Here is a 25814-nt window from a genome sequence, read left to right on the forward strand (position 1 = left end):
GATTAACACAGCAATTAATCAATATAACAAATTTAATAGGGGGAATTTATCATGTCAATGAAAAAATTTATTAACCAACCAGAAGATTTAACTAGAGAAGTTTTAGAAGGTTTAGAACTTTCAAATTCGGAGTTACTAAGAGTTACAGATTCAAATTTAGTAATAAACAAAAAGTTGGAAGAAGAAGACAGAGTAACAATAGTTACTTTAGGAGGAGCAGGTCATGAACCAGCTTTGAGTGGATTTGTTGGAGATGGAATGGTTGATATAGCTGTAGTCGGAGATGTATTTGCCGCTCCAGGACCAAATTCTTGTTTAGAGGCTATAAAGATGGCAGACAAAGGGAAAGGTGTATTATTTGTAGTTCTTAATCATGCAGGAGATATGTTGACAGGAAACCTTGTTATGAAACAAGTTAAAAAAGAAGGATTAAATGTTAGAAAAGTTGTTACTCAAGAAGATATAGCAAATGCACCGAGAGAAAATAGTGATGATAGAAGAGGATTGGTTGGATGTATACCTTTATATAAAATAGCTGCAGGGGCTGCTAAAGAAGGAAAATCTTTAGATGAAGTTGCAGAAATAGCACAAAAATTTGCTGATAATATGGCAACTATAGCTGTTGCATGTAAAGGAGCAACTCATCCATCTACAGGTATGGTAATTTCTGAACTTGGAGAAAATGAGATGGAAATAGGAATGGGGCAGCATGGAGAAGGTGGAGGTGGACGTATGGAAATGAAGTCTGCTGATGAAACTGCTGAAATAATGACACAAGCTTTAATAAAGGATTTGGATATCGAAGATGGTGAAAAAGTAATGTTAGTAGTTAATGGTTCAGGAGCTACTACTTTAATGGAAATGTTAATAGTTTATAGAAAGTGCCATAGAATATTACAAGAAAAAAATATAGAAATAGTTTCAAATTGTGTTGGAGAACTTTTGACTACTCAAGAAACAGCTGGATTCCAACTATTTATAGCTAGAATGGATGATGAATTATTGAGATACTTCAATTCACCATGTAATACGCCTTACTTTAAAAAAAATTAGACTAAATTAAAGGGAGATAAAAAATGGCAGATAAAGATGGAATAATATTACCAAAAGATTATGGAATAGGGATAAAACCACCTCAACAAAGTTTTTATTTAAAAGGAATGGACAATGTAGATTGGGGAATGAAAAATAGATTATCAAAGATATTTAATCCTAAAACAGGAAAATCATTGATGTTAGCTTTTGACCATGGATATATAATGGGTCCTACTCAAGGATTAGAAAGATTAGACCTTTCAATACCTGAACTTATAGAAGATGCAGATTGTCTTATGGCTACAAGGGGAGCTTTAAGAACGTGTATAAATCCCACTCAAGATAAAGCTATAGCACTTAGATGTTCGGCTGGTAGTTCCGTACTCAGAGAGGATATGAGTAGGGAGGTTATAGGAGTTGATATAGAAGATGCTATAAGAATGAATGCATCATGCCTAGCTATACAGACATTTATGGGGGCTGAAGGTGAGTGTAAGGCTATAGAAAATTTAGTCAAAACAATAGATATGGGAAATAGATATTCAATACCAGTTTTGGGTGTCGTTGCAGTAGGTAAAGAGATGGAAAGAACTGCAAAATATTTTCTATTAGCCACTAGGATGTTAGCTGAATTTGGAGCAAGTATAGTAAAGACTTATTATTGTGAGGATTTTGAGAAAATAACATCTGCTTGTCCAGTTCCAATAGTTATAGCAGGAGGGAAAAAAGTTCCAGAAAAAGAAGCGTTAGAAATGGCTTATAGAGCTATAAATGAAGGAGCAGCAGGAGTTGATATGGGAAGAAATGTATTCCAATCAGAAAATCCAAAAGCTATGATAAAGGCAATAAAGGCTGTAGTTCATGAAAACAATACTCCAGAACAAGCATACAAGTTATTTGAAGAATTAAAAGAAGAGTATAAGTAGTATAAGTTTAATATATAGGTTTTAATATAATTGGAGGGGAATTTATGGAATTTGTACATATAGGTGTTATAACAGATAAGCCACAAGAGCATGAAGAGTTTAATGAAGAATTGAAGGTATATATAACAGACCCAAAATACACAGATTTCAAATATGAATATTTAAGATTTGTTGAAGGAAGTCCACTTCCAGAAATAATGCAAAAAAATCCTCATGTTGCATATAAAGTAAAAAATATGGACAAATATCTGAGTGAGAATGAAGTAATTGTAGAACCTTTTAAAGTAGGAGATAACTTAAAATGTGCATTTATAATTAATGGTGGTTTTATAATTGAATTAATGCAAGAATGTTAATAATTAAGCTAAAAAGCCCAGAATTTTTCTGGGCTTTTTAAATTTTTTATACAACTTGACAAATTTTATCTAATGAGATAATTTTATCTTAGAATTAGCTTTGAAAGGATGAAAATATGACTATTGAAAACGAAATGTTGAAATTAGTAGAAGTATCAAAAATGTATTATGAAGATAATAAAACTCAAGCAGAGATTGCAAAAATTTTAGGAGTATCAAGACCATTGATAAGTAAAATGTTAAATAAAGCAAAAGAAATTGGAATAGTAAAGATAGAGATTAGGGAACTATTTTCTAGTAATGATTTGCTGATGAATCAGATGAAAGAGATATTTAACATTAGAGGTGGACTAATAGTACCAGAAGCTAAAACCGAATATATAACTCAACAAACTATACTAAGTCATGGAATAAAATATATAAAAGAAGAATTACCTAAGGTTAGTAATGTCGGTATAGGATGGGGATATACTATAGGTAATATAATAGAAGAAATACAAAAGAGTGAGGATACTTTTACGTTTAAAGGAGAAGTATATCCATTGGTTGGAATGGCTAACATACCAAATAAAGGATATCACCCTAATGAATTAATATCTGTATTTTCAAATAGTACAGGATTTAGTCCTGTATTTTTATATGCGCCTGCATTTCCAACTAGTAGTGAAGAGCGAAATATCTATTTGAAAACTGAAAATTATCAGAGTATGGAGAAAAAATGGGATAATATAGATACAATAATTTTATCTGTTGATAATTATCCTCAGGTTCCAGACCAAGCTACTGCGATTAGATTTGGAAAGAAGCTTACAAAAGAAAAAGCAATAGGTTCTTTTTTATCTTATTATTTTAATAAAGATGGAGAAATAATTAAAAGTGATAGTGATTATGTCATACAAATACCTCTTGAAAAATTAAAAAAGGCAAAAAAAGTAATAGCTATATGTTCAGATTCTAGTATAGATTCAATAACAGGTGCACTGAAGACTGGATACATAACACATGTCATTACCGATGAAAAAAAAGCGACACAAATAATTATAAACAAATAATAAATTACATAAAATTAAATTTATTTGAAAATATTTGTTATGAAATATGTTATAATTAATAGAAAAATGTCATATAATTACTTAAGAAGTATTATTATAAATAACATTGAGAGGTCGTGGTTAGGATATGGATATCCATAATAAATATGTGAATTTTATAAAAAATATACCTGTGCCTTTTTTATACTGTAAGATTATAAGAGAACATGAAGATATAGAATATAGAGTGGAATATATAAGTAAAGGTATGAGTCAAGTATTGAAACTAGAAGAGGGAATTTGTGATAAAGATATATTAGATGTATTACCTATATTTAGAGCAAAAAAATATTCTAAAGAGTTGTTCTCAGATAATATAGATTGTATAAAAAGATATATTCCAGCACTTAAAAATTGGATAAACATAAGAAAACAAATAGTTGGAGATTCGTACGTAGTTTTGTATTTTAGTAAAATAGTATTCGATTATAGACAGATAATCGATTCATTTGATAAAAAAGAAAAATTAGCTTATGTTAAAGATGAAGAAGGAATATATATAGATTGTAGTGAAAATTTAATATCAATATTAAATAACAAAATTAAAACTACAAAAGATATATTTGGAAAAAACGATATAGAAGTATGGGGAGAACGAACTGGGAAATTATTTAGAGATGACTATTTAGAAGGAATATCTAGTAAAAAAAGATTTTTACAAAAACTATTTGAATACGAAGAAACATTTTTTATGGTTGAAAAATATTTTTTATATGATGAAAGTGAACTTTTAGGTACTATAGGAATAATAGATAATATAATATACAGTGGATATAATAATAAAAACTATGATTCAAAAAACTTAATGAAGATGATTGAACATTCAATACCAGAGAATATGTTTTATAAAGATGTATATGGAAATTATATTGGATTTAATTCAGGATTTTTGAATCTAGCATGTATGAATAAAGAAGAATTACTAGGTAAGAATAGTCATAAGTTATCAACAGAAGAATCTCTTATAGACAAGATATGTAAAAGTGATAAGGATGTAGTTGAAAATAAAAAGATTGTTACATTTGAATCAAATATGACTATACATAACGAAAATAAATGTATTGAGATTACAAAAAGGCCATATTTTGATAGTTATGGTAGTGTCATTGGAATAATTGGTACAGCAAGAGATATAAGTAGAAGAAAAAAACTAGAAGAAGAGATGGATAAAAATAGAATGGAGTTTTTTGCAAATCTATCTCATGAACTTAGAACTCCTATAAATTTAATATCATCTTCATTACAAGTAATAGAAAAGAAAGAGGGAGACTTAATAGAATCAAATGATACTCTAAAAAGAAATCTAGGTATAGTAAAACAAAATGGAAATAGAATATTGAGATTAGTAAATAATGTTATAGATTTTACAAAAATGCAGTCGGGATATTTGGATTTTAAGCCAAAAGAGTCTGATATAATATCATTTGTGGAAGATATATGTATGTCTGTAGCTGATTTTGCAAGTCAAAATAATATACAACTTACATTTGATACAGAAATAGAGGAATTTTCAATGTTATTTGATTCAGAAAAATTGGAAAGAATAATATTGAATTTACTTTCTAATGGAATTAAGTACAACAAAGAAAATGGGAAAATAAATATATTTTTATATGTGAAAGATAATATGTTTGAAATGAAAATATCTGATAGTGGTATAGGTATACCAAAAGAAAAAATAGATAAAATATTTAATAGGTTTGAACAAATTGACAATGAACTTTCTTATAGAGTTAAAGGCAGTGGAATTGGGCTTTCATTAGTGAAATCTTTAGTTGAATTGCATGATGGTAGTATATCTTTAAAAAGTCAACTTGGTGTTGGAAGTGAATTTATTGTCTCGTTGCCAGTTAGAAGCAATAATAGTGAAAAATGCAATTATAAAAGAGAGCTCAGTAGTGAGCTAAGTAAAAAATTAGAAATAGAATTTTCGGATTTATAGATTAAGTATAAAAAATAAAATTAAAAAAACTATTGACAATTTATTTGTAAGGGTTTAAAATGAATTACAATATAATAAATAAAAAAGCGATGAATAGGAAGAGTAAATCTAATTCGATTATCAGAGAGAAAAGTCCATTGGCTGAAAGACTTTTTAAATTAGAGAGATTGAAAACTACCTAGGAGCTACTTTCTGAAGTTATCTATATTAATAGATTTTAGTAAGAATAGTCGTTAACTACGTTAAAGTTTAAAGTGGGTTTTCATAAAAAATGAAAACTAAATTAGGTGGAACCGCGGGAATTATACTCTCGTCCTTATATTATAAGGATGGGAGTTTTTTGTTATTTAAAATATTATTTGAAAGTATAAAAAGGAATTATAAAAAATTATAAAAGCGATGAATAGGAAGAGTAAATCTAATTCGATTATCAGAGAGAAAAGTCCATTGGCTGAAAGACTTTTTAAATTAGAGGGATTGAAAACTACCTAGGAGCTGTTATCTGAAGTTACTCTAAAAAGAGTTTTAGTAAGATTAACCGTTAACTGCGTTAAAGTACAAAGTGGATTTTGTCAATAATTGACAAAAATCAAATTGGGTGGAACCGCGAGTATAGACTCGTCCCTTTATATAGGGATGGGTCTATTTTTATTACAATAAAAGATTGAAAATTAAAAAAAATCGGAAAATTATAAATTTAGGAGGAAAATAAAATGCAAAATAAAGTGAAAATTGGAGTACTAGGATATGGAACTGTAGGAAGTGGACTTATAGATATAATAGATAATAATAAAGAGAAAAGAAATATAGAAATAGTTGGAATATTAGTTAATAATTTAGAAAAGCATAAAGAAAAAAAATACTCTAATATAATAACTAATAATATAGATGACATATTTGAGAAAGATATAGATATATTAGTTGAAGTTATGGGTGGTTTAGAACCAACACTATCTTATATAAAAAAAGCATTAAATAATAAAATTCATGTTGTTACAGCAAATAAAGATTTACTAGCTGAATGTGGAGATGAACTTGCAAAATTAGCTAGTGAAAATAAAGTAAGTATTAAATTTGAAGCTTCAGTTGCTGGAGGGATACCAGTATTAAAGCCAATAATAGAATCATTAGAAGGAAATAATATAGACAGCATAAATGCTATTTTAAATGGAACTACTAACTTTATATTATCTAAAATGTATGATGAGGATTTGTCTTATGACATGGCATTAAAACAAGCTCAAGAATTAGGTTTTGCTGAAGCAAACCCAGAGTCAGATGTATTAGGATATGATGCTGCTAGAAAGCTATCAATATTGTCAACTCTAGCTTATGATAATAGAGTATACTGGAAAGATGTATATCTAGAAGGAATTACAGATATAGATGAAAAAGACATAGAATATGCTAAAAAACTAAATTGTAAAATAAAATTAATTGGGCAAAGTAAATATGAAAATGATAAAGTAAGTGCATTTGTTAGACCTGTTTTAGTGGAAAAAGATAACATACTTGCTAGAATAGACAATGAGTTTAATGCTGTCATAGTAAATGGAGATTCAGTAGGAGAAGTTTCGTTTGTAGGTAAGGGAGCTGGAAGTCTAGCAACAGGAAGTGCAGTTTACTCAGATGTTATTGATATAATAGATAACAGAGTTTCTAGTATAGATTCTTTTACTAAAGATAGAATACAAGTAAATAAAATAGTTAGAGAAAAATGTGGAGCACTTCTTAGATTTAAAAAATGTAATAAAGATGAAATATTGAATATAGTTGGAAATTGCTTAGTAAACTATGATATTTTAAATGATGATGATGAGCTTGCTATTATGGTTTATGCTGACTCTGAGTATGAAATAAATAACAGTTTATGTCTAATAAAAGACAAAGGATATTGTGAAAAAATGAATAAAATGTTGAAAATAAGCTAAAAAGAAAAGAATATAGGTTTCTATGTAACATATTTTGGAAATTTTAATACTATATAGTATGAGATGAAACAAAACATCTCATAAAAAATTAAAATTAAAAGGAGATATGCTATATGGGAAATAATAAATGTTCAGGAGATTGGTATAGAAGAAGTTATTCTACATCAAGATGGTTCCAAGATGATAATAATTCATGGGATAGAGACAGAGATAGAGATTGTGACAGAGATAGAGATTGTGACAGAGACAGAGATAGAGATTGTGACAGAGATAGAGACAGAGATAGAGATAGAAATTGTGATAGATTTAGAAGAGAAGCAGAAAAAAGAGAAAGAGAAGCAAGAGAAGCATTCTGTGAAGCTGAAGAAAGAGGAAGAGAAGCAAGAAAATTTGAAAATGAAGCTAGAAAAATGTGGGAAAAAGCAGAAAAATCTTGGAATGAACACTCAGCTTATAATTATCAAGGTATAGAATCTCTAGAAGAGTCTAGAAGATTCTTTGACGAAGGTATGGAATGTGAAGCTAGAAGAAATGGAAACAACCATAATAACCATGATTGTGATAGATGTAGATGTCATAAGTGTAATTGTGACAGATGCAAATGTGACAAATGCAACAAATGCAAATGTGATAGATGTAATTGCAATTGCTGTAGAAGATAAAAAATTTCATTGACAAATTAATAGTTAAAATATATCATATTATGTATAATAAAGAGAAAATTCAGAAAGATTAACTGAAATATAGTATAGTTATTAGACAAATAGTGCTCAGTCAGTGAGGTGAGTACAATATGATTAAACTCCTATCCTCTAGTTATTGATAGAGGGTGGGAGTTTTTATTTATTGCTAGAATGATAACATTATAAAACTAGGAGGGAAAAGATGAAGATTATAAAAAAATCAAATATAAAAGAAAAGGTAGATGAAAAAATACTAAGAGAACAAGTAAGTTCTATAATAGAAGATATAAGAAATAATAAAGAGACTGCGTTGAAAAAATATAATGAAATGTTTGATAAAAACACAAGAGATGAATTCAGAGTTACTGAAGAAGAAATAAAAGAAGCCTATAAACATGTAGATGAGGAGTTTATAAACAATTTGAAAATTGCTGCTAAAAATATAAGCGAATTTGCAAAAGCCCAAAAGGCTAGTTTCGAAAATTCTTTTGAAAAGGAAATCTATCCAGGCGTTATTTTAGGTCAAACTAATATTCCTATAGAGTCATGCCTTGCATATGTTCCAGGTGGACAATATCCTTTATTTTCAACAGCTCTTATGCTTATAATACCTGCAAAAATTGCAGGAGTAAAAAGAATAGTGGCATGTTCACCAACTATGAAAAACACTAAAAATATAAATCCTAAAACATTAGTAGCTATGGATATAGCAGGAGCTGATGAAATATATGCAACTGGAGGAGTTCAAGCTATAGCAGCATTTACATATGGTACAGAAAAGGTTAAACCTGTTGATATAATTGTAGGACCAGGAAATAAGTTTGTAACAGAAGCTAAAAGACAATGTTATGGGCAAGTCGGAATTGATTTTGTAGCTGGTCCAAGTGAAGTTCTTATAATAGCTGATGAAACTTCAAATCCAGTCTATATTGCAGCTGACTTGTTGGCACAATGTGAGCATGATTTAAATGCAAGAGGTATATTATTAACTGATAGTTTAGAAATAGCACAAGAGGTTGAAAAAAATATGAAAATCATGTTAGAAGATTTACCAACAAAAGATATTGCATATAATTCATGGAAAAATAATGGTGAAATAATACTGGTTGATGATATAGATGAAGCAATAAAAATAAGTAATTTTTATGCACCAGAACACTTAGAAATAGCAGTAAATAAATATGAAGAAATTTGTGATAAATTAACTAACTATGGCTCATTGTTTATTGGAAACTTATCTGCTGAGGTATTTGGTGATTATGTTTCAGGTACAAATCATACACTACCAACATTAAAAGCATCAAGATATACTGGTGGTGTTTGGGTTGGTACTTTTATAAAAACTTGTACAAAGCAAATATTAAATGAAAAAGCTATAAAAGTGTTAGCCCCTGTTGCAGAGAAGCTAGCAAAAGAAGAGGGATTATATGCACATGCAAAGGCAGCAGAAGTTAGATTTAAGAAGTAGATAAAGAGAGTTTTAATTGTTATAAAAATGTATACTGCAATAAAAAATAAAATTTTAGAAAACATTATTTATATTATAGTTGAGAATTTAAAAGAAATAAATTTAGAAATAACCTATTTTAAATTTATTTCTTTTTTATTGGAATAATATTGACAAATTTAACCTGTAACTATTATACTAAACTTAATAAATAAAGTTTATAAAGTAAGGTGTTGTTTATGAAAAATATAGTTGGAAAGCCACAAACGATAAAAAAAGTAAATGAAGACTTAATAAAAAATATTATAAAAAATGATGGACCTATAACAAAGCCAGAAATTTCAAGCATTACTGAATTGAGTTTAGCAACAGTTAATAAAATTGTAGAACAATTAGCTTTGAAAAATGAAGTTAAAGTAAGTGGATTAAATGAATCTACTGGAGGAAGAAGAGCTCAACTATTTGAAATAAATGCAGACTTAGAACATATAATAGCCTTGTATTATTATAGAAACAGCTGTATAGGAGTAGTTGCAAATTTATTAGGTGAAATAACTTATCAAGAAGAGTTCAATATAAGAATGGATACATATGAAAACGTTAACCACGATACTTTTTTTGTTATAGATACTTTGATTGAAAAAGTAAGGGGAAACAATATAAGAGCGATTGGAATTGGTGTTCCAGGAGTTGTAAAAAAAGGTGTAGTCAAAAACATTCCAACAATAAAAAGTTGGGAAGGTATAGATTTAGAAAATTTAATAAAGAGTAAATATAACACTAAAGTATTTATAGAAAATGATACAAATATTACCACTATTGGAATTTATCAAAAACAGTACAAAGACGAATATAAAAATATGGCACTTATGTATTTAGATGATGGTATTGGCTCAGGTATAGTTATAAATGGTGAATTATATCTAGGTTCTACAAATTTTGCTGGTGAACTAAGCTATCTAAATATAGAGTTTAGCAAGTATAACTATGATAACTTAAATATTGAAGATTACATTATGAGTTTAAGAAAAAGATATTTAAAGAGCAAAGATAATAAATTTAAGAAAGAAATTTTATCTATAATATCAAATTTTGTAAGGACTCTTGTTTGTGTTTTAAATCCAGAAGCTATGATTATACAATGCAATATATTAACTAAAAGTGACATGGAATTTATAGAAGAAGATGTAAATAAAAGTGTTGGAGGAGAAAATTTCCCTAGACTAATAAAAGTGGAGTCATTGAGAGAGGGAAGTATAAATGGGGTAATTAGTATGTGTTTAAAAGAAACTGACTACCAATATTCCCTATCTAATAAAAAAGGAGGATATTAATGTGAAATATTTGATTTCAATAGATGGAGGGGGAACAAAAACAAAATTTTGTGTAAGTGATTTAGATGGAAATATACTTAAAGAACATACTACTGGTTCAACTAATTATAAGTCAGTTGGAGTTCAAAAAACATATGAAAATATTAATAATGGATTTGAGAAAATATTAAAAGATTTACATATTGACTATAACGATATTGAGTACACTGTATTTGGTATATCTGGATGTGATTCTCCAAATGATTATAATATTATAATGGATGAAATATTAAAAGTTGGGTTTAACAAAGAAAAAATATATTTAGTAAATGATGCAGTTTTAGCCTTTTATGCGCAAACTGATGCTCCTGGCTTAGTAATTGTAGCTGGTACAGGTTCAATTGTATTAGGAATTAGGGAAGATGGAGACATATATAGAGTTGGTGGATGGGGATATAATTTTAGCGATTTGGGTTCTGGATATGATATAGGAAGAAAAGTACTAAAGAAAGTTTTACTTTATTGTGATGAGTGCCATGAATATAGTGATTTATTTGATTGTGTTTTAGATTTCTTTAATGCAGATAGCTTTAAGAAACTTACATATATGATTACTGAAATAAATAACAATGTTGAAATAGCAAACTTAGCTTCATTAGTGATTGATTGTGCTAAACGAGGTGATAAATTAGCTATTGAAATACTGAGAGAGTCATCGATTGAACTGTCCAAATTAGCTCAAGTAATATTAAGTAAAATATTTAATTCAATGAAAAACAATAAAAGTGAAATAGATATAGTTTTATCTGGTGGTACATTAAACAAAACTATATATGCTCAAATGTTAATGGACAACTTAAGGGAAGAAAATACAGATAAAAAGTTAAAATTTATACTTCAAGAAAATCAGCCAGTATATGGAGGTATAAGACTTGCTATGGCGTTAGCTAATAGGAGGGTCAAACATGGATAGGAAAAAAATAGTTGTACAAATCTTTACAGGTGGATTCAAAAATAAAGAAATAAAATTTAATGATATAAAATGTAAGCTATTAGAATTAATGGAATGTATTGATGTAGAAAAGGTCATTATGGGTTGGAGTGTAGACAAAGAACTATATGTAAAGACTAAAAAACTATTAAAAAAATATAATGTTGAATTATATCTTTGGTTCCCATGCTTTTCGGAAGTAGGATTACTTGAAAAAAGTAATCTATTAGTTGATTATACTGGAAAAGAAGTTAAAGGATATGCATTACAAGAAGATGAAAACTTTGAATTTTATTGTCCAAATAATAAGGGAAATATAGAAAACATAAAGAAAATATATAGTACTTATTTTAGTGAAATTGAGTTTGATGGAATTTTTTTAGATAAGATAAGGTATGGCTCTTTTTCTAATAAATTAAATGGTGTTTTTAATTGTTTTTGTAAAGATTGTTTAGATATATATGAAAAAAATAATATTGATAAAAGGTCATTAATGATAGAAATGGATAATGTATCTAATGAAGTTATAGTTAGTGAAGATACTCCATTTGGTATAACAGAATACATTAATGGAAAATACAAATTTAAAAATAAAATATGGGAAGATTTTTTTGAAATGAAAAGTCAAAATATATATAACGCACTAGTGGATATAAGTAGTTATTTTAAAAGTAAAGGATTGAAAATAGGGATAGACACTTTTTCCCCTTTTATCTCTTACTTTGTAGGTCAAGATTTAGAAAAATTACAAGAAGTAGCAGATTTTATAAAACCAATGATGTATAGAATTACTAAAGCTCCAGCAGGTTTGCCATTTGAATTTGAAAGATTAATTGATGAATCAGTACATGAAAATAAAGAGATTGCAAAAAGAAATTTATTAGATATTTTAGGAATTAGAGAGTATGAAGGAGATATATATCCTATAAAATTTGTGCTAGAGGAAATCGATTTTATAACAAAAAATCTTATCAAAGATATATATGTAGGTATTGAAATAAATAAAAAAGAAATTATAGCTCCTGTTACACCTAAATATATAAGTGAAAATATTTCAAACATAAATAAGACAACAGTAAAAGGGTATGTACTATCTTGGGATTTGTTATCAGCACCAAAAGAAAATATTGATGAAGTTATAAATTGGTTTAGGAATTAGTGAGGTGATATAGTGAGTAAGATACTAAAAATGCAACAAATATACAAAAGTTTTGGAAAGGTAGACGTTTTAAATGGTATAGATTTTGAACTAGAAAAAGGAGAAGTAAGAGCCCTTTTAGGAGCTAATGGAGCAGGAAAATCTACACTTATTAAGATTCTAGGAGGAGTCCATTCTCAAACTAAAGGTAAAGTGATTTTAGCTGGCAATGAAATAATGTTTAAAAACCCACATCATTCTAAAGAAAATGGTATTAGTATAATTTATCAAGAATTAAGTTTAATACCAACTCTTACAGTTATTGAAAATATTTTTTTAGGTAGAGAGACTTTAAAAGGAATTGTGTTTTTAAATAAGAAAGATATGCTAGAAGAATACATGAAAATTTGTGAAGATTTTGACTTTAATATAGACCCACATGTAGTAGTGTCTAATTTGAGTGTAGCAAATCAACAAATGGTTGAGATAATGAAAGCAGTTTCATGTAATTCTGAAATCATCATAATGGATGAACCTACAACATCACTTACTAATAATGAAAAAGAAGGATTATTTAAAATAATAAACAGATTGAAATCTAAAGGTAAGACTATAGTTTACATTTCTCATATACTAGAGGAAGTTTTTAAAATATGTGATAGTGCAAGTATAATGAAAAATGGAACTATGATTGGAACTTATGATGTAAAAGATTTAACTAAATTAAAAATAACTCAACTTATGACAGGAAATGATAATCACAAACTTATTGAGAAGAAGGATTATACATTTGCAAAATATGAAGAAGCTCCTGTATTAGATGTTAAGAATGTAAGTTGGTCTAATAAAATAAAAAATGTTTCATTTAAAGTTTATAGAGGTGAAGTTGTAGGTCTTGCAGGTCTTGTGGGTTCAAGAAGAACTGAAATTATAAATTTAATATTTGGGATAGATAATAAAGATAGTGGAGATATATTTATTAATGGTAAAAATGTAGATATAACTTCTCCTAAAGTTGCTATAAAAAATAAAATAGGGTTAATCCCTGAAGATAGAAAAAATCTTGGGCTAATTTTGGAACAAGCTATATATACTAATTCGGCATCAGTACAAATTGATAAATTTAAGAAATTCTTGTTTATAGATAAAAATAGAGAAATTGAGTTTTCTAAAAAGGGTGTCAAGGAACTAGGAATAAAAGTTAGTGATGTAAAACAAGAAGTAAAAGAACTTAGTGGTGGAAATCAACAAAAAGTAGTAGTCTCTAAATGGTTAGACAAAGACTTAGATTTAATAATATATGACGAACCAACAAAGGGAATAGATATTGCTGCAAAAGAAGATATTTTTAATACAATAAAAGAATTTTCAAGTAAAGGGATAGGAGTAATCTTTATATCTTCTGATTTGGAAGAAGTAATAAGAGTAAGTGATAGAATTTTAGTGACAAGAGAAGGTTCTATTGTGGATGATTTAAAAAATGAGAATATAAAAGTTCAAGATATAATGAACAGTATATTTAATGTATAAAAGAAATGAAAATGGAGGACTGAGATGAAAAAAGCTTTTGAGAAATTGAATTTAAGAGATTATGGAGTATTACTAGGTTTTTTGGCTTTATGTATAGCGATAAGTGTTGCAACTCCATCATTTTTAGGTAAACAAAATATACTTAATCTTTTGCGACAATCTTCTATAATTGGAATAATTTCGGCAGGTATGACTTTTGTTATAATATCTGGAAACTTTGATATATCAGTTGGGGCAGTAGCAGCTCTTGCAGGTGCTATAACGATGAAATTTGCGACTGGTGGAACCAATTTATTTGTATCTATGCTTTTAGGTATAGCAATTTGTGCAGTAATAGGACTAATAAATGGGATAGTAGTTGCAAAGATAAATATACCATCGCTAATAGCTACTATGGCTATGGTTACTATTGTAAGAGGATTGCTTTTGATGCTTACAGGAGGATATCCAATTACTGAAAATATACCAATACTCGATTATATTGGAAATGGATATTTATTTAATATACCAATACCAGTAGTAATTTTCTTTATAGTAGTACTAGTTGCATTTATTGTACTAAATAAAACTAAGTTTGGTAGATATGTTTATTCTGTAGGAGGTAATCAAGAAGCAAGTAAACTCAATGGTATAAATGTGGATTCCCATAAAATAAAAGTATTTATTATTAATGCTGTACTTGCAGGAATAGCTGGGATTGTACTAACTGGAAGACTTGGAACGGCAACTGCGATTGCAGGTGAAGGCTATGATATGGATGCTATTGCATCTGTTGTAATCGGAGGGACATCAGTAGCAGGAGGCTCTGGCTCTGTACTTAAAACTGTTATAGGTGTGTTACTTATGAGTGTTATAAACAACAGTTTTAATCTTCTTGGAATAGATGTATATTTCCAATACATATTTAAAGGTTTAATAATTTTAGCAGCAGTTGGATTTGATTCTTATAGCAAGAAAAAGCTTGCTTCAAGATAAAAAATAAGAGGGGGAAATTTTTTATGAGAAAATTAATGAAACATTTAGCATTATTACTATCACTTGCTATGATATTCAGTTTAGTTGGATGCTCAAATGATAGTGGAAAAGGAAAAGATGGAGAAAAAAAGATAGCAGTATTGTTGCCAGGTTCAACAGGTTATTTTGTAGCAACTAAACAAGGTATAGATGCAAAATCTAAAGAATTAGGTGTAAATGTAGAATATGCAGATGCTCAATGGGATGCTAGTAAACAATTATCACAAGCAGAAGATTTTATGGCTAAAGGAGTAGATATGATTGCATTATGTGGAGTTGATTCTGCTGTAAGCGAGAGAATAGTTAAGGCTGCTAATGATTCAGAAGTTCCTATAATAGCATTTACAAATTCTATAGGAAGTAACTCAACTGGAGAATTTAAAGGCTTAGTTACCTATATAGGGCAAAATGAGGAAGAAACAGGAGCATTAACAGGTAAAATTGCTAAAAACTTATTAGGAGAAGCTGGTGGAAAAGCTGTATTAATAGAAGGTGTTCCAGGAACTACTCCACAAGTATTAAGAAAAAAAGGTCTTGAAAAAGAATTAAAAGATAGTAACATACAAATAGTTTATAACCAAACTTCAAATTGGGAGAAAGAGCAAGCCTTAAAGGTAACAGAAGATTTAATTCAAAAGAAAACTGATTTTAATGTTATAATATGTCAAGATGATAACTCTGCTACAGGAGCAGGACAAGCTTTAAAAGATGCTGGTCTTAAAGATAAAGTTAAAGTTATAGGTTTAGGTGGAAGTAAAGACGGATTAAAAGCTGTAACTGATGGGTTAATAGATGGTACAACTTATATGTCTGCTATTGAAGAAGGTGCATTAGTTATAGAAAAGGCATCTAATTTCCTTAAAGGCGAAAAAGTTGAACCTGTTACACAAATTAAACAAGTTGAAGTCAACAAGGATAATATTTCAGAATTTAAGGGTGAATGGTAAGATATTACATACATTAAAATTGAGAGAGTTACTTTATATAGTTTCTAAAGTAACTCTCTCTTTAAATCCAAGCTAGTAATAAGTTATTGGATAGTATTTCTAAACAAATAAAAAATTAATATAAACAAAGACTTATTTATACTAAATTATAAGTCAAATTAATATAAACTTATGTAAAATGAGAAAACATTTAAAGTATTGAAAATACTAAGGTTCAAAAGAATTATTAAAAAAACATAAAAAAACATAAAAAAACTATTGAAAAAAATAAAAAAATTTTGTATAATTAAAGTTTCAAAAAGTGTGGTATACAAAGCCAATTCTTTTGTATATAATATATATAAATTAAGAAAAAGGAAGGGATATGTATGGCCAGGCGGTTATTTTTAGAAAGAATTGGACTTATATTATTAGGTTCAGCAATATTAGCATTTGGAGTTTATAATTTTTACTATCTAAACAACATAACAGAAGGTGGAGTGTTAGGTATTTTACTACTGTTAAAAAATTTATTCAACATACAACCAGCAATAGCAAATATTGTAATTGATGGTTTACTACTTTTAGTAGGATATAAATTTTTCGGTAAAAAATTCCTAATATATTCAATAGTAGCTTCTATAAGTTTTTCAGTATTATATGATTTATTTGAAGCTATAGGACCTCTTGTACCACAATCACAAAATATGCTTTTATCAACTATTTTGGCAGGTATAACTGTAGGAGTAGGAGTAGGGATAATAGTAAAAGCAGGTTGTGCATCGGGAGGAGACGATGCTTTAGCATTAGTAATTTCTAAGACTACATCTTTGAACATAGGGCAAGTTTATCTAGCAACAGATGTTATTGTATTGTTGTTATCATTAGTTTACCTATCCGCATTTGATATTTTTTATTCTTTAATTGCTGTTACGATTAGTGGTAAAGTAATTGATTTTATTTACTATCATGGTAAAAATTTAGATATGGATATGAGTATGGATATGAGTAATGAAATAGTTCCAGAATGTTAATATAAACTAAATAACAGTATTTTTGAAAGGTGGCAAACTTGCCTCCTTTTTTTATGTCTAAATTAAGTAGAGAAGAGCTAATTTTATATTTATGCAATACTAATCAATAATAGATGTATCTTAACCCTATCTTTATACCTAAAATGATAAGATAAATGAAGTAGCAATATGAAACCAAAACGTATCAAAGAAACTAAAGTAAACGGAGGAGTCGAAATGTTAGATATAGTGATGATAGTGTCACTGGCTATAGGATTTATTTCCATGAAGTTGCTTGCTGGCTGGTGTGGGAAACAAACTGAAAAAAAATAATGTAATGTATGGAGGTATTACCTATGTGGTTTCTGGCAGTTGTAATTGTAATGTTGATAGTATATTTGGTGTATGCGCTTATTAATCCTGAAAAATTCTAAATAGTATAGAGGTAATAAGCAAGTTGAATTGGGGGGGAAAATTTTTATGGTACAGATAGTAATAGTATTGGCGATATTTATGGTTTTAGTAATACCTATGGGTAAATATTTATATCATATATCCACTAATCAAAAAACATTTGGAGATAAAGTGTTTGATAAAATAGACAATGGAATATATAAGGTATGTAGTATAGATAAGAAAAAAGAAATGAATTGGAAGCAATATGCTTTAGCTTTATTAGTTACAAATGCAGTCATGGTGTTTATAGGATATGTAATACTTAGAACTCAGAGCATGCATATTTTTAATCCTAATGGAATTAAAGGTATGGAACAAAGTTTATCATTTAATACAATAATAAGTTTTATGACAAACACGAATCTTCAACATTACTCAGGTGAAACAGGGCTTTCATATCTTAGTCAAATGACAGTGATAATATACATGATGTTTACATCAGCAGCAACAGGATATGCAGCGGCCATGGCATTTGCAAGAGGGTTAGTAGGCAAAAAGAAAACATTAGGCAACTTTTATGTAGATTTAATTAGAATAACAACAAGAGTACTTTTACCAGGGGCTTTAATTGTTGGTGTTATATTAGTTACACAAGGAGTACCACAAACTTTTGCTGGTACAGAAACAGTAACTACTATAGAAGGAAAACTTCAAGATATAGCTAAAGGTCCTGTGGCAGCACTTGAATCAATAAAACACTTAGGAACAAATGGAGGAGGATTTTTTGGTTCAAATTCATCACATCCATTTGAAAATCCAACAATAATATCAAATATAGTAGAGATGTTATCTATGATGATATTACCAGGAGCTTGTGTTGTTGCATTTGGACATATGATAAAGAATAAAAAACAAGGTTGGGTTGTATTTGGTGCAATGTCAATCATATTTTTAATAGGTTTAATGGTTTGTTTTAGAGCAGAAAGTGCAGGAAATCCTATCTTATCACAATTAGGACTTAATCAAAGCATGGGAAGTATGGAAGGTAAAGAAGTTAGATTTGGTATAGCTCAATCAGCATTGTTTACGACAGTGACGACTTCATTTACAACTGGTACAGTTAACAATATGCATGATACTTTAACTCCTCTAGGAGGATTAGTACCACTTTTAAATATGATGTTAAATGTCGTATTTGGTGGTAAAGGTGTAGGCCTTATGAATATGCTAATGTACGCTATAATAGCAGTATTTTTATGTGGATTAATGGTAGGAAGAACACCAGAATTCTTAACTAAGAAAATTGAAGGAAAAGAAATGAAGCTTATAGCTTTACTTATTATATTACATCCACTTTTGATACTTATGTTCTCTGGACTTGCAGTAGCACTACCAGCAGGTCTTGAGGGAATTTCAAATCCTGGATTCCATGGATTATCACAGGTTTTGTATGAGTTTGCATCTTCAGCAGCTAATAATGGCTCAGGATTTGAAGGTTTAGGAGATAATACTATGTTCTGGAATATAACAACAGGTATAGTTATGTTTTTTGGAAGATATGTGTCTATTATAATATTACTTGCAATATCAAGTTTATTAGCATCTAAGAACTCTGTAAATGAAAGCATAGGAACACTTAGAACTGATAATTTCACATTTACAATAATTTTAGTATTGGTTGTTTTAATTGTTGGTGCTTTAACATTTTTCCCAGCCTTAGCGCTTGGACCTATTTCAGAGCATCTAGTATTATGGCACTAAAAAATTGGGAGGGAGTAAAATTTTATGGAAACTAAAAAAACAAAGTTTATTACAAAAGATATTTTCAAAACTTCCATTATAGAAGCTTTTAAAAAATTAAATCCTAAATATATGATGAAAAATCCAGTTATGTTTGTTGTAGAGATTGGATTTATAGTAACTTTGATACTTACAATAGTACCTAGTTTGTTTGGAGATGAAGGTAATAACTTAAGAGCTTATAATGGGATTGTAACAATAATACTATTTATAACTGTTCTTTTTGCAAATTTTGCTGAAGCTGTAGCTGAAGGTAGAGGAAAAGCACAAGCAGATACATTAAAGAAAACTAGAAAAGATACAGTTGCAAGAGTTTTAGATAAATTAGGAAATGAAAAAATGATAAGTGCAAGCGAGCTAAAACTGGGAGATATTGTTTTAGTCAATGCAGGAGAAGTTATTCCAAATGATGGAGAAGTAATAGAAGGTATAGCTTCTGTGGATGAGTCAGCAATAACTGGAGAATCTGCACCTGTTATGAGAGAATCTGGAGGAGATTTCGCTTCTGTTACAGGAGGAACTACAGTTGTAAGTGACTGGCTAAAAATAAAAATAACAACAAAACCAGGAGAATCCTTCTTAGATAAAATGATAGCTCTTGTAGAAGGAGCTTCAAGACAAAAAACACCAAATGAAATTGCTTTAAATACTTTATTGGTGGGATTAACACTTATATTTATGGTTGTTTTAATCTCTCTTTATCCAATGGCAAATTATGCAGGTGTAAAGATTCCAATTTCTACTATGATAGCACTTTTGGTGTGTTTAATACCAACTACTATAGGTGGATTATTGTCAGCTATTGGTATTGCAGGTATGGATAGAGTAACTAGATTCAATGTTATTGCAATGTCAGGAAAAGCAGTAGAAGCTTGTGGTGATGTTGATACTATGATTTTGGATAAGACAGGTACTATTACTTATGGAAATAGACTTGCATCAGAATTTATAGCAGTTGGAAATGCAGATTCAAAAAATTTAATAAACTATGCTGTTATGTGCTCATTAAAAGATGACACACCAGAAGGAAAGTCTATAGTTGATTTAGGGATAAAACTAGGTTCAACAGGAAAAACAAAAGAGGCTGAAGAAGCTGAGTTTGTAGAATTCTCTGCACAAACTAGAATGAGTGGTATAAATTTATCTGATGGAACAGCTATTAGAAAAGGGGCTTATGACAGTATAATAAATCGAGTAAAATCTTCTGGTGGATTAGTACCAGACGATTTAGAAGAAAGTGTGAATAGAGTAGCAAAATTAGGTGGTACACCTCTAGTAGTGTGTGTCGATAATGAGATATACGGTATTATCTACTTAAAGGATACAGTAAAATCAGGTCTTGTAGAAAGATTTGCTAGACTTCGTGAGATAGGAATAAAGACAATCATGTGTACAGGAGATAATCCTTTAACAGCAGCCACAATTGCAAGAGAGGCTGGAGTAGATGGATTTATTGCAGAATGTAAACCAGAAGATAAGATAGAGGCAATAAAAAAAGAACAATCTGAAGGTAAAATAGTTGCTATGACAGGGGATGGAACAAATGATGCTCCTGCACTTGCTCAAGCAGATGTGGGTCTTGCTATGAATAGTGGTACAACATCTGCAAAGGAAGCAGCAAACATGGTAGATTTAGATTCAGACCCAACTAAAATATTAGAAGTGGTTGAAATAGGAAAACAGCTTTTAATAACACGTGGTGCTTTAACAACATTCAGTATAGCAAATGATATTGCAAAATACTTTGCAATTATACCAGCTATATTTACCCTTGCAATACCTCAAATGGAGATATTAAATATAATGAAGCTTTCTACATCATTTAGTGCGATATTATCAGCTTTAATATTTAATGCTATAATTATCCCATGTTTAATACCTCTTGCTATGAAAGGGGTAAAATATAGACCTATGAAATCGCAAGCTATGCTAATGAGAAATATGCTTATTTTTGGTCTTGGTGGGGTTATAGTACCATTTTTAGGAATAAAAGTAATTGATTTATTAATTACACCTTTAGTAATGGTTCTTAATTTAGGTTAATAAATGGAGGATATAAAAATGAAAACATTAAAACCAGCATTGCTTGTAAGTCTTGTATTGTTATTTGTTTGCGGACTTGTATATCCACTTGTTTTAACAGGCGTAAGTCAAGTTGCATTTAAAGATAAAGCTAATGGAAGTATGATAGAAGTAAATGGCGTAAAGGTTGGTTCAGAGCTTATTGGTCAAAGTTTTACAGATGCAAGATTTTTTAAGGGAAGAGTTTCATCAGTAAACTATAATACTTATACAAAAGAAGATTTAATACCAGATAAGGATGGAAATACAGTTTATGGCGGTGTTTCATCAGGTTCTTTTAATTATGGAGCAACTAATCCAGAGCTTCATGATAGAGTTCAAAAAGACATTGAACAGTTTTTGAAGGATAATCCAGGTGTAAAAAAAGAAGATATACCAACAGATTTGCTTACAGCATCAGGTTCAGGACTTGACCCTAATATAAGTCCCGCTTCTGCAAAGGTTCAGATACCTGCTATAGCAAAAGTATCAGGAATATCAGAGAGTAAATTACAAAAAATTGTAGATGATAATACTTCAAAAAAACTTTTCGGAGTTTTAGGTGAAGATAGAGTTAATGTGTTAAAGGTTAATGTAGAGGTTGCAAAAATATTAGGTCTTATATAGTATTTCGTAGAATTTTTGTAGTGAAGTATTGTGTATGACTTAGCATAAAGCTTGAAGTTTGAAGAGTGAAAATCGATAATGATTTTCACTTTTTTTGTTTGAATATTATTAATATTAGAAATAAAACAATTGAAGGGATAAAATCCAAAAAAAGGTTGCATTATCAAAATGATAATACTATAATATATTTATCGTTATCAATTTGATAATAGAATTGGACATATAGGAGGAAGTAGTATGTTATATAATAACGCATTAGAGTTGATAGGAAACACACCTGTAGTAAGGTTAAATAATTTAGGATGTACTAACGGGTGTTCTAACATATATGTAAAATTAGAAAAAGTAAATCCAGCAGGAAGTATAAAAGATAGAGCAGTTTATGAAATGCTAGAAGGATTAGAAAAAAGAGGAGAATTAAAAAAGGGTGATGTACTAGTAGAAGCAACTAGTGGCAACACTGGTATTGCATTATCCATGATAGGAAGATTAAAAGGATATGAAGTAGTAATAGTAATGCCAGAGACTATGAGTATCGAGAGACGAGATTTAATGAAGGCTTATGGAGCAAATTTAGTACTTACAGATGGAAAAGCTGGAATGTCAGGCTCTATAGAAAAAGCAAATGAACTATTGAGAGAAAATCCAAACTATAAAAGTTTGAAACAATTTGAAAATAAAGACAATCCAAATGCACATTATAAAACAACAGCAGTTGAAATTATGAATGATGTTAGAGATTTAGATATATTTGTATGTGGAGTTGGAACAGGTGGTACTTTAATAGGGACTGCAAGATATTTAAAAGAGCAAAATCCAAATATAAAAGTAGTTGCACTTGAGCCAAAAAAATCTCCAGCTATATCAGAAAATAAAACTGGACCTCATAAAATACAAGGAATAGGAGCTAACTTTGTTCCTGAAAATTATGATTCTAGTGTAGTTGATGAAGTAATATTAGTTGATGATGAAGATGCTTTTGATACAGTTAAATTACTTGCATCAAAGGAAGGGATTTTGGTAGGTATATCTTCTGGAGCAAATATATTTGGAGCTATGGAAATGGCGAAAAAATATCCAAATAAAAAAATAGTAACAGTAGCTCCAGATGGAGTAGATAAATATATGTCCATGGGAATATTTTAATAATTTTATTTGAGGGAGTGAATACTTTGTTTAAAAAAATAAATAAAGATATTGAATATATAATGAAGAATGATCCAGCAGCTAAATCTAAGATAGAAGTTTTTTTACTATATCCATCAGTGCATGCAATGATAATGCATAGAATAGCTCATTTTCTTTATAAGAAGAAGATGCTTTTTTCAGCTAGATTAATATCCCAGATATCCAGATTTATGACTGGTATAGAAATACATCCTGGAGCTAAAATGGGAGAAGGTATTTTGATAGACCATGGAATGGGTGTTGTAATTGGCGAAACAGCTGAAGTGGGAAATAGAGTAACAATATATCAAGGAGCTACTTTAGGTGCTACAGGAAAGGATACTGGCAAGAGACATCCAACTGTTGGCGATGATGTATTAATTGGAGCTGGAACAAAAATACTAGGAGCTTTAAATATCGGTTCTAATTCAAAAATAGGTGCAAATTCAGTTGTTGTTAAAGATGTACCTAATGGAGCCACAGTTGTTGGTATACCAGCAAAAATAGTGAAAATAAGAAATCTAGAACCTGTAAAAAAGAATAAAAGAGAAGTATCCTACGAATACGAAGAGTTAGACAATGTATATTATATATAGTCATAGTGATGTTATAGAATATGAACTTTTGGAAAATGGTGAAACTGTGACTAAAGGTGGGATAGGAAGAGCTTTAGCAGAAGGAGTTTTATTTGGAGGAGTAGGTGCTGTTGTTGGTGGTGGAGCATGTGAAAAGATAGGTTCTATGACTAAAGAAAAATTCACTATGATAAAGGGGAATGATAGGTTTGATACGCTTTACAAAGCATTAGATTTCATAAATAGATAATATTTTAAAATATATAAGGTATTTGTATAAATTATTACTATTTGATGAAAAAAAATAATTTTTTAAAAATATTAGCCAGTTTTGCGTGTTTATTGACTAGTTATGCAGATTTCTTGTAAATCTATCTCTATAGTGCTAGGATATGATTAAATATAAGATAATTGAAGGGGTATAATTGTATAAATTTTAATAAAATAACATCTATGTCATTAGCAACAATTAGTATTTTAGCATTATCGTTTTCTAATCTGGTTATTTCAAACGCAATGGAAAAGGACATAAATTTAAAAAACGAGAAAAATATTAGACTTGAGAATGGAGATACAATAAGCATTTCTGGGAATACAAGTACATGGAAGGGTAAATGGTTTATAGATGGAAGAAATTATGATTTTGCAGATGTATTAAGCAAGTATTCTGGTATTTTTATATCTCAACATATGTAATTAATGTATGTTTTAAAGTAATTATATGAATGGTTTTAAAACTAACATATAATTACTTTTTTAATATAAGAATAAATTTATTTTGGAGAGGTAAATATAATGAAAATTTCTAGTCAATATAGAAGCCAATATTTATTAAATAATGAAAGTAACATAAAAAATACAAAAAAAAATACAAATATTATTAAGAAAAATGAAACTATAGAAAAAAATAATTATTTATCTAATATCATGAAACAAAAACAAGAACTTGATAATAGAATTAAAGATTTAAAAGATAAACAAGAACTTTATGCTAAAAAAATAAATGAAGCAATCAGAAATTTATTTAAATCAGAAGAAGAAAATAAAAATAGTAATGTAGAAGAAGAAAATAAAAATACTATTTTGGAAGAATATCCAATTTCTCTAAATACAGGAGAAAAAGAGGAATCATTAAATACAGATGAACTTAATGATAAAAATGAAGAAAAGGTAGAAGAATTAGATCAAAAAGGCGTCGATAATGAAAAAGAGTCAGAAGAACTAGAACAAAAACATATTGATAAAGAAGATAAAGAACTTGAAAATTTATTTTTAGAAGGTAAAACTCGCGAAGAACTTGAAAATATGCTTAAAGATTTTATGAGTATGACTCAAGAGGAAATAAAGAAAATTGAGTCAAGAATAGAAAAGTTAGATAAAGATGCTGAAAAATACAAGAAAAATCAAAATATTAATGGGCAAAAAAATTATATAGATACTTTAATTTAAAGACCCCCCAATAAAATCAGGTATATTTTAGAAGGTAGCAACTAGTTAGTTGTTACCTTCTTTTGCTATTAATCCTATTAGATTTTATATAGCTATATATTTCTTTCTAATTAGATAATATAATGCTGTTGTTATAATGGCTGCTATTATCATTGCTATTATTGTAATGTCTAATTTTCTTGTGAATAAACCTATTGCTATATATTCAAGACCTATTACATAGCGAGAAAGTATTTCTAGTTTAACAGTTCTTTTCTTATCTATATTTCCATACGTTGATTCTAATTTATTAAAATATTTTTCACTGCAAAAACTAGTTTTAGGTTTAATTAAAGATATTATTGTAGTTAATATTATAATTCCTACTCCAATAAGTATAAGATTGATATTTCCAAAGTTCATA

The 25814-nt window shown here is 28.9% G+C and carries 25 protein-coding genes, 1 pseudogene and 2 other annotated features; of the genes and pseudogenes, 25 read left to right on the forward strand and 1 reads right to left on the reverse strand.

What is annotated here, in order from left to right; all coding sequences use genetic code 11:
- Window positions 1-51 precede the first annotated feature (51 nt).
- The 25 genes and pseudogenes from IC218_RS02710 (at window position 52) to IC218_RS02830 (ending at window position 25411) form a co-directional block, all read left to right on the forward strand.
- Window positions 52-1053, forward strand: coding sequence for a dihydroxyacetone kinase subunit DhaK (locus IC218_RS02710; RefSeq protein ID WP_227482369.1), 1002 nt, complete (start codon window positions 52-54; stop codon window positions 1051-1053).
- A 23-nt stretch (window positions 1054-1076) separates the two neighbouring features.
- The gene (gene lsrF / locus IC218_RS02715; RefSeq protein WP_227432997.1) at window positions 1077-1961 is read left to right on the forward strand and encodes a 3-hydroxy-5-phosphonooxypentane-2,4-dione thiolase; all 885 of its coding nucleotides are present in this window, start codon (window positions 1077-1079) and stop codon (window positions 1959-1961) included.
- A 44-nt stretch (window positions 1962-2005) separates the two neighbouring features.
- Window positions 2006-2317, forward strand: coding sequence for a hypothetical protein (locus IC218_RS02720; RefSeq protein WP_227432999.1), 312 nt, complete (start codon window positions 2006-2008; stop codon window positions 2315-2317).
- A gap of 116 nt (window positions 2318-2433) precedes the next feature.
- A complete protein-coding gene (locus tag IC218_RS02725; RefSeq protein WP_227433000.1) occupies window positions 2434-3369 on the forward strand; it encodes a sugar-binding transcriptional regulator in 936 nt (311 codons plus the stop codon).
- Between the two features lie 127 nt (window positions 3370-3496).
- Complete coding sequence (locus IC218_RS02730; RefSeq protein WP_227823764.1) at window positions 3497-5350, forward strand: ATP-binding protein; 1854 nt, start codon at window positions 3497-3499, stop codon at window positions 5348-5350.
- Between the two features lie 80 nt (window positions 5351-5430).
- Window positions 5431-5671, forward strand: a binding site (T-box leader).
- Between the two features lie 69 nt (window positions 5672-5740).
- Window positions 5741-5979: a binding site (T-box leader), on the forward strand.
- Window positions 5980-6063: 84 nt separating this feature from the next.
- Window positions 6064-7281, forward strand: coding sequence for a homoserine dehydrogenase (locus tag IC218_RS02735; protein ID WP_227433002.1), 1218 nt, complete (start codon window positions 6064-6066; stop codon window positions 7279-7281).
- A 113-nt stretch (window positions 7282-7394) separates the two neighbouring features.
- Complete coding sequence (locus IC218_RS02740) at window positions 7395-7943, forward strand: hypothetical protein (protein ID WP_227823765.1); 549 nt, start codon at window positions 7395-7397, stop codon at window positions 7941-7943.
- A 223-nt stretch (window positions 7944-8166) separates the two neighbouring features.
- Window positions 8167-9432 carry a histidinol dehydrogenase gene (hisD, locus tag IC218_RS02745; RefSeq protein ID WP_227823766.1) on the forward strand — a complete coding sequence of 422 codons (1266 nt, stop codon included), beginning with the start codon at window positions 8167-8169 and terminating at the stop codon, window positions 9430-9432.
- A 218-nt stretch (window positions 9433-9650) separates the two neighbouring features.
- Window positions 9651-10745: an ROK family protein gene (locus IC218_RS02750; RefSeq protein ID WP_227823767.1), complete on the forward strand. Its 1095-nt coding sequence runs from the start codon at window positions 9651-9653 to the stop codon at window positions 10743-10745.
- 1 nt (window position 10746) lies between these two features.
- The gene (locus IC218_RS02755; protein ID WP_227823768.1) at window positions 10747-11697 is read left to right on the forward strand and encodes an N-acetylglucosamine kinase; all 951 of its coding nucleotides are present in this window, start codon (window positions 10747-10749) and stop codon (window positions 11695-11697) included.
- Window positions 11690-12874: a hypothetical protein gene (locus IC218_RS02760; RefSeq protein WP_227823769.1), complete on the forward strand. Its 1185-nt coding sequence runs from the start codon at window positions 11690-11692 to the stop codon at window positions 12872-12874. The genes IC218_RS02755 and IC218_RS02760 overlap by 8 nt, the downstream gene beginning before the upstream one ends.
- Before the next feature lie 12 nt (window positions 12875-12886).
- Window positions 12887-14383 carry a sugar ABC transporter ATP-binding protein gene (locus IC218_RS02765; RefSeq protein WP_227482377.1) on the forward strand — a complete coding sequence of 499 codons (1497 nt, stop codon included), beginning with the start codon at window positions 12887-12889 and terminating at the stop codon, window positions 14381-14383.
- A gap of 24 nt (window positions 14384-14407) precedes the next feature.
- A complete protein-coding gene (locus IC218_RS02770; RefSeq protein WP_227823770.1) occupies window positions 14408-15358 on the forward strand; it encodes an ABC transporter permease in 951 nt (316 codons plus the stop codon).
- A 23-nt stretch (window positions 15359-15381) separates the two neighbouring features.
- Window positions 15382-16344 (forward strand): sugar ABC transporter substrate-binding protein, encoded by a 963-nt coding sequence (locus IC218_RS02775; RefSeq protein ID WP_227482379.1) that lies wholly within the window; start codon window positions 15382-15384, stop codon window positions 16342-16344.
- A 368-nt stretch (window positions 16345-16712) separates the two neighbouring features.
- A complete protein-coding gene (locus IC218_RS02780; RefSeq protein ID WP_227823771.1) occupies window positions 16713-17357 on the forward strand; it encodes a YitT family protein in 645 nt (214 codons plus the stop codon).
- A 168-nt stretch (window positions 17358-17525) separates the two neighbouring features.
- On the forward strand, window positions 17526-17669 hold the full coding sequence (locus IC218_RS02785; RefSeq protein WP_227823772.1) for a hypothetical protein: 144 nt from the start codon (window positions 17526-17528) through the stop codon (window positions 17667-17669).
- Between the two features lie 23 nt (window positions 17670-17692).
- The gene (gene kdpF / locus IC218_RS22140; RefSeq protein ID WP_227433307.1) at window positions 17693-17770 is read left to right on the forward strand and encodes a K(+)-transporting ATPase subunit F; all 78 of its coding nucleotides are present in this window, start codon (window positions 17693-17695) and stop codon (window positions 17768-17770) included.
- A 46-nt stretch (window positions 17771-17816) separates the two neighbouring features.
- Window positions 17817-19493 (forward strand): potassium-transporting ATPase subunit KdpA, encoded by a 1677-nt coding sequence (gene kdpA, locus IC218_RS02795; protein WP_255616310.1) that lies wholly within the window; start codon window positions 17817-17819, stop codon window positions 19491-19493.
- 24 nt (window positions 19494-19517) lie between these two features.
- Window positions 19518-21575 (forward strand): potassium-transporting ATPase subunit KdpB, encoded by a 2058-nt coding sequence (gene kdpB / locus IC218_RS02800; protein ID WP_227823773.1) that lies wholly within the window; start codon window positions 19518-19520, stop codon window positions 21573-21575.
- An 18-nt stretch (window positions 21576-21593) separates the two neighbouring features.
- The gene (locus IC218_RS02805; RefSeq protein WP_227433020.1) at window positions 21594-22220 is read left to right on the forward strand and encodes a K(+)-transporting ATPase subunit C; all 627 of its coding nucleotides are present in this window, start codon (window positions 21594-21596) and stop codon (window positions 22218-22220) included.
- 237 nt (window positions 22221-22457) lie between these two features.
- Window positions 22458-23366 carry a cysteine synthase A gene (cysK, locus tag IC218_RS02810; RefSeq protein ID WP_227433021.1) on the forward strand — a complete coding sequence of 303 codons (909 nt, stop codon included), beginning with the start codon at window positions 22458-22460 and terminating at the stop codon, window positions 23364-23366.
- A gap of 26 nt (window positions 23367-23392) precedes the next feature.
- Window positions 23393-23983, forward strand: coding sequence for a serine O-acetyltransferase EpsC (epsC, locus tag IC218_RS02815; RefSeq protein ID WP_227823774.1), 591 nt, complete (start codon window positions 23393-23395; stop codon window positions 23981-23983).
- A 109-nt stretch (window positions 23984-24092) separates the two neighbouring features.
- Window positions 24093-24212: pseudogene (locus tag IC218_RS02820) on the forward strand (cell wall hydrolase); the annotation flags it as partial.
- A gap of 203 nt (window positions 24213-24415) precedes the next feature.
- Entirely contained in the window at window positions 24416-24658 is a 243-nt protein-coding gene (locus IC218_RS02825) for a hypothetical protein (protein ID WP_227823775.1), read from the forward strand.
- Between the two features lie 99 nt (window positions 24659-24757).
- Window positions 24758-25411: a hypothetical protein gene (locus tag IC218_RS02830; RefSeq protein ID WP_227433023.1), complete on the forward strand. Its 654-nt coding sequence runs from the start codon at window positions 24758-24760 to the stop codon at window positions 25409-25411.
- 84 nt (window positions 25412-25495) lie between these two features.
- On the opposite strand, the gene IC218_RS02835 is transcribed toward IC218_RS02830, so the two are convergent.
- Window positions 25496-25813 (reverse strand): hypothetical protein, encoded by a 318-nt coding sequence (locus IC218_RS02835; protein ID WP_227433024.1) that lies wholly within the window; start codon window positions 25811-25813, stop codon window positions 25496-25498.
- Window position 25814: the final 1 nt, after the last annotated feature.

This window comes from Clostridioides sp. ES-S-0005-03, from assembly GCF_020658455.1.
Taxonomy (GTDB): Bacteria; Bacillota; Clostridia; order Peptostreptococcales; family Peptostreptococcaceae; genus Clostridioides.

Coding starts and splice junctions, on each gene's coding strand:
- IC218_RS02710 (WP_227482369.1), top strand. CDS start 52: ATGTCAATGAAAAAATTTATTAACCAACCAGAAGATTTAACTAGAGAA.
- lsrF (WP_227432997.1), top strand. CDS start 1,077: ATGGCAGATAAAGATGGAATAATATTACCAAAAGATTATGGAATAGGG.
- IC218_RS02720 (WP_227432999.1), top strand. CDS start 2,006: ATGGAATTTGTACATATAGGTGTTATAACAGATAAGCCACAAGAGCAT.
- IC218_RS02725 (WP_227433000.1), top strand. CDS start 2,434: ATGACTATTGAAAACGAAATGTTGAAATTAGTAGAAGTATCAAAAATG.
- IC218_RS02730 (WP_227823764.1), top strand. CDS start 3,497: ATGGATATCCATAATAAATATGTGAATTTTATAAAAAATATACCTGTG.
- IC218_RS02735 (WP_227433002.1), top strand. CDS start 6,064: ATGCAAAATAAAGTGAAAATTGGAGTACTAGGATATGGAACTGTAGGA.
- IC218_RS02740 (WP_227823765.1), top strand. CDS start 7,395: ATGGGAAATAATAAATGTTCAGGAGATTGGTATAGAAGAAGTTATTCT.
- hisD (WP_227823766.1), top strand. CDS start 8,167: ATGAAGATTATAAAAAAATCAAATATAAAAGAAAAGGTAGATGAAAAA.
- IC218_RS02750 (WP_227823767.1), top strand. CDS start 9,651: ATGAAAAATATAGTTGGAAAGCCACAAACGATAAAAAAAGTAAATGAA.
- IC218_RS02760 (WP_227823769.1), top strand. CDS start 11,690: ATGGATAGGAAAAAAATAGTTGTACAAATCTTTACAGGTGGATTCAAA.
- IC218_RS02770 (WP_227823770.1), top strand. CDS start 14,408: ATGAAAAAAGCTTTTGAGAAATTGAATTTAAGAGATTATGGAGTATTA.
- IC218_RS02775 (WP_227482379.1), top strand. CDS start 15,382: ATGAGAAAATTAATGAAACATTTAGCATTATTACTATCACTTGCTATG.
- IC218_RS02780 (WP_227823771.1), top strand. CDS start 16,713: ATGGCCAGGCGGTTATTTTTAGAAAGAATTGGACTTATATTATTAGGT.
- IC218_RS02785 (WP_227823772.1), top strand. CDS start 17,526: ATGAAACCAAAACGTATCAAAGAAACTAAAGTAAACGGAGGAGTCGAA.
- kdpF (WP_227433307.1), top strand. CDS start 17,693: ATGTGGTTTCTGGCAGTTGTAATTGTAATGTTGATAGTATATTTGGTG.
- kdpA (WP_255616310.1), top strand. CDS start 17,817: ATGGTACAGATAGTAATAGTATTGGCGATATTTATGGTTTTAGTAATA.
- kdpB (WP_227823773.1), top strand. CDS start 19,518: ATGGAAACTAAAAAAACAAAGTTTATTACAAAAGATATTTTCAAAACT.
- IC218_RS02805 (WP_227433020.1), top strand. CDS start 21,594: ATGAAAACATTAAAACCAGCATTGCTTGTAAGTCTTGTATTGTTATTT.
- cysK (WP_227433021.1), top strand. CDS start 22,458: ATGTTATATAATAACGCATTAGAGTTGATAGGAAACACACCTGTAGTA.
- IC218_RS02825 (WP_227823775.1), top strand. CDS start 24,416: ATGTCATTAGCAACAATTAGTATTTTAGCATTATCGTTTTCTAATCTG.
- IC218_RS02830 (WP_227433023.1), top strand. CDS start 24,758: ATGAAAATTTCTAGTCAATATAGAAGCCAATATTTATTAAATAATGAA.
- IC218_RS02835 (WP_227433024.1), bottom strand. CDS start 25,813: ATGAACTTTGGAAATATCAATCTTATACTTATTGGAGTAGGAATTATA.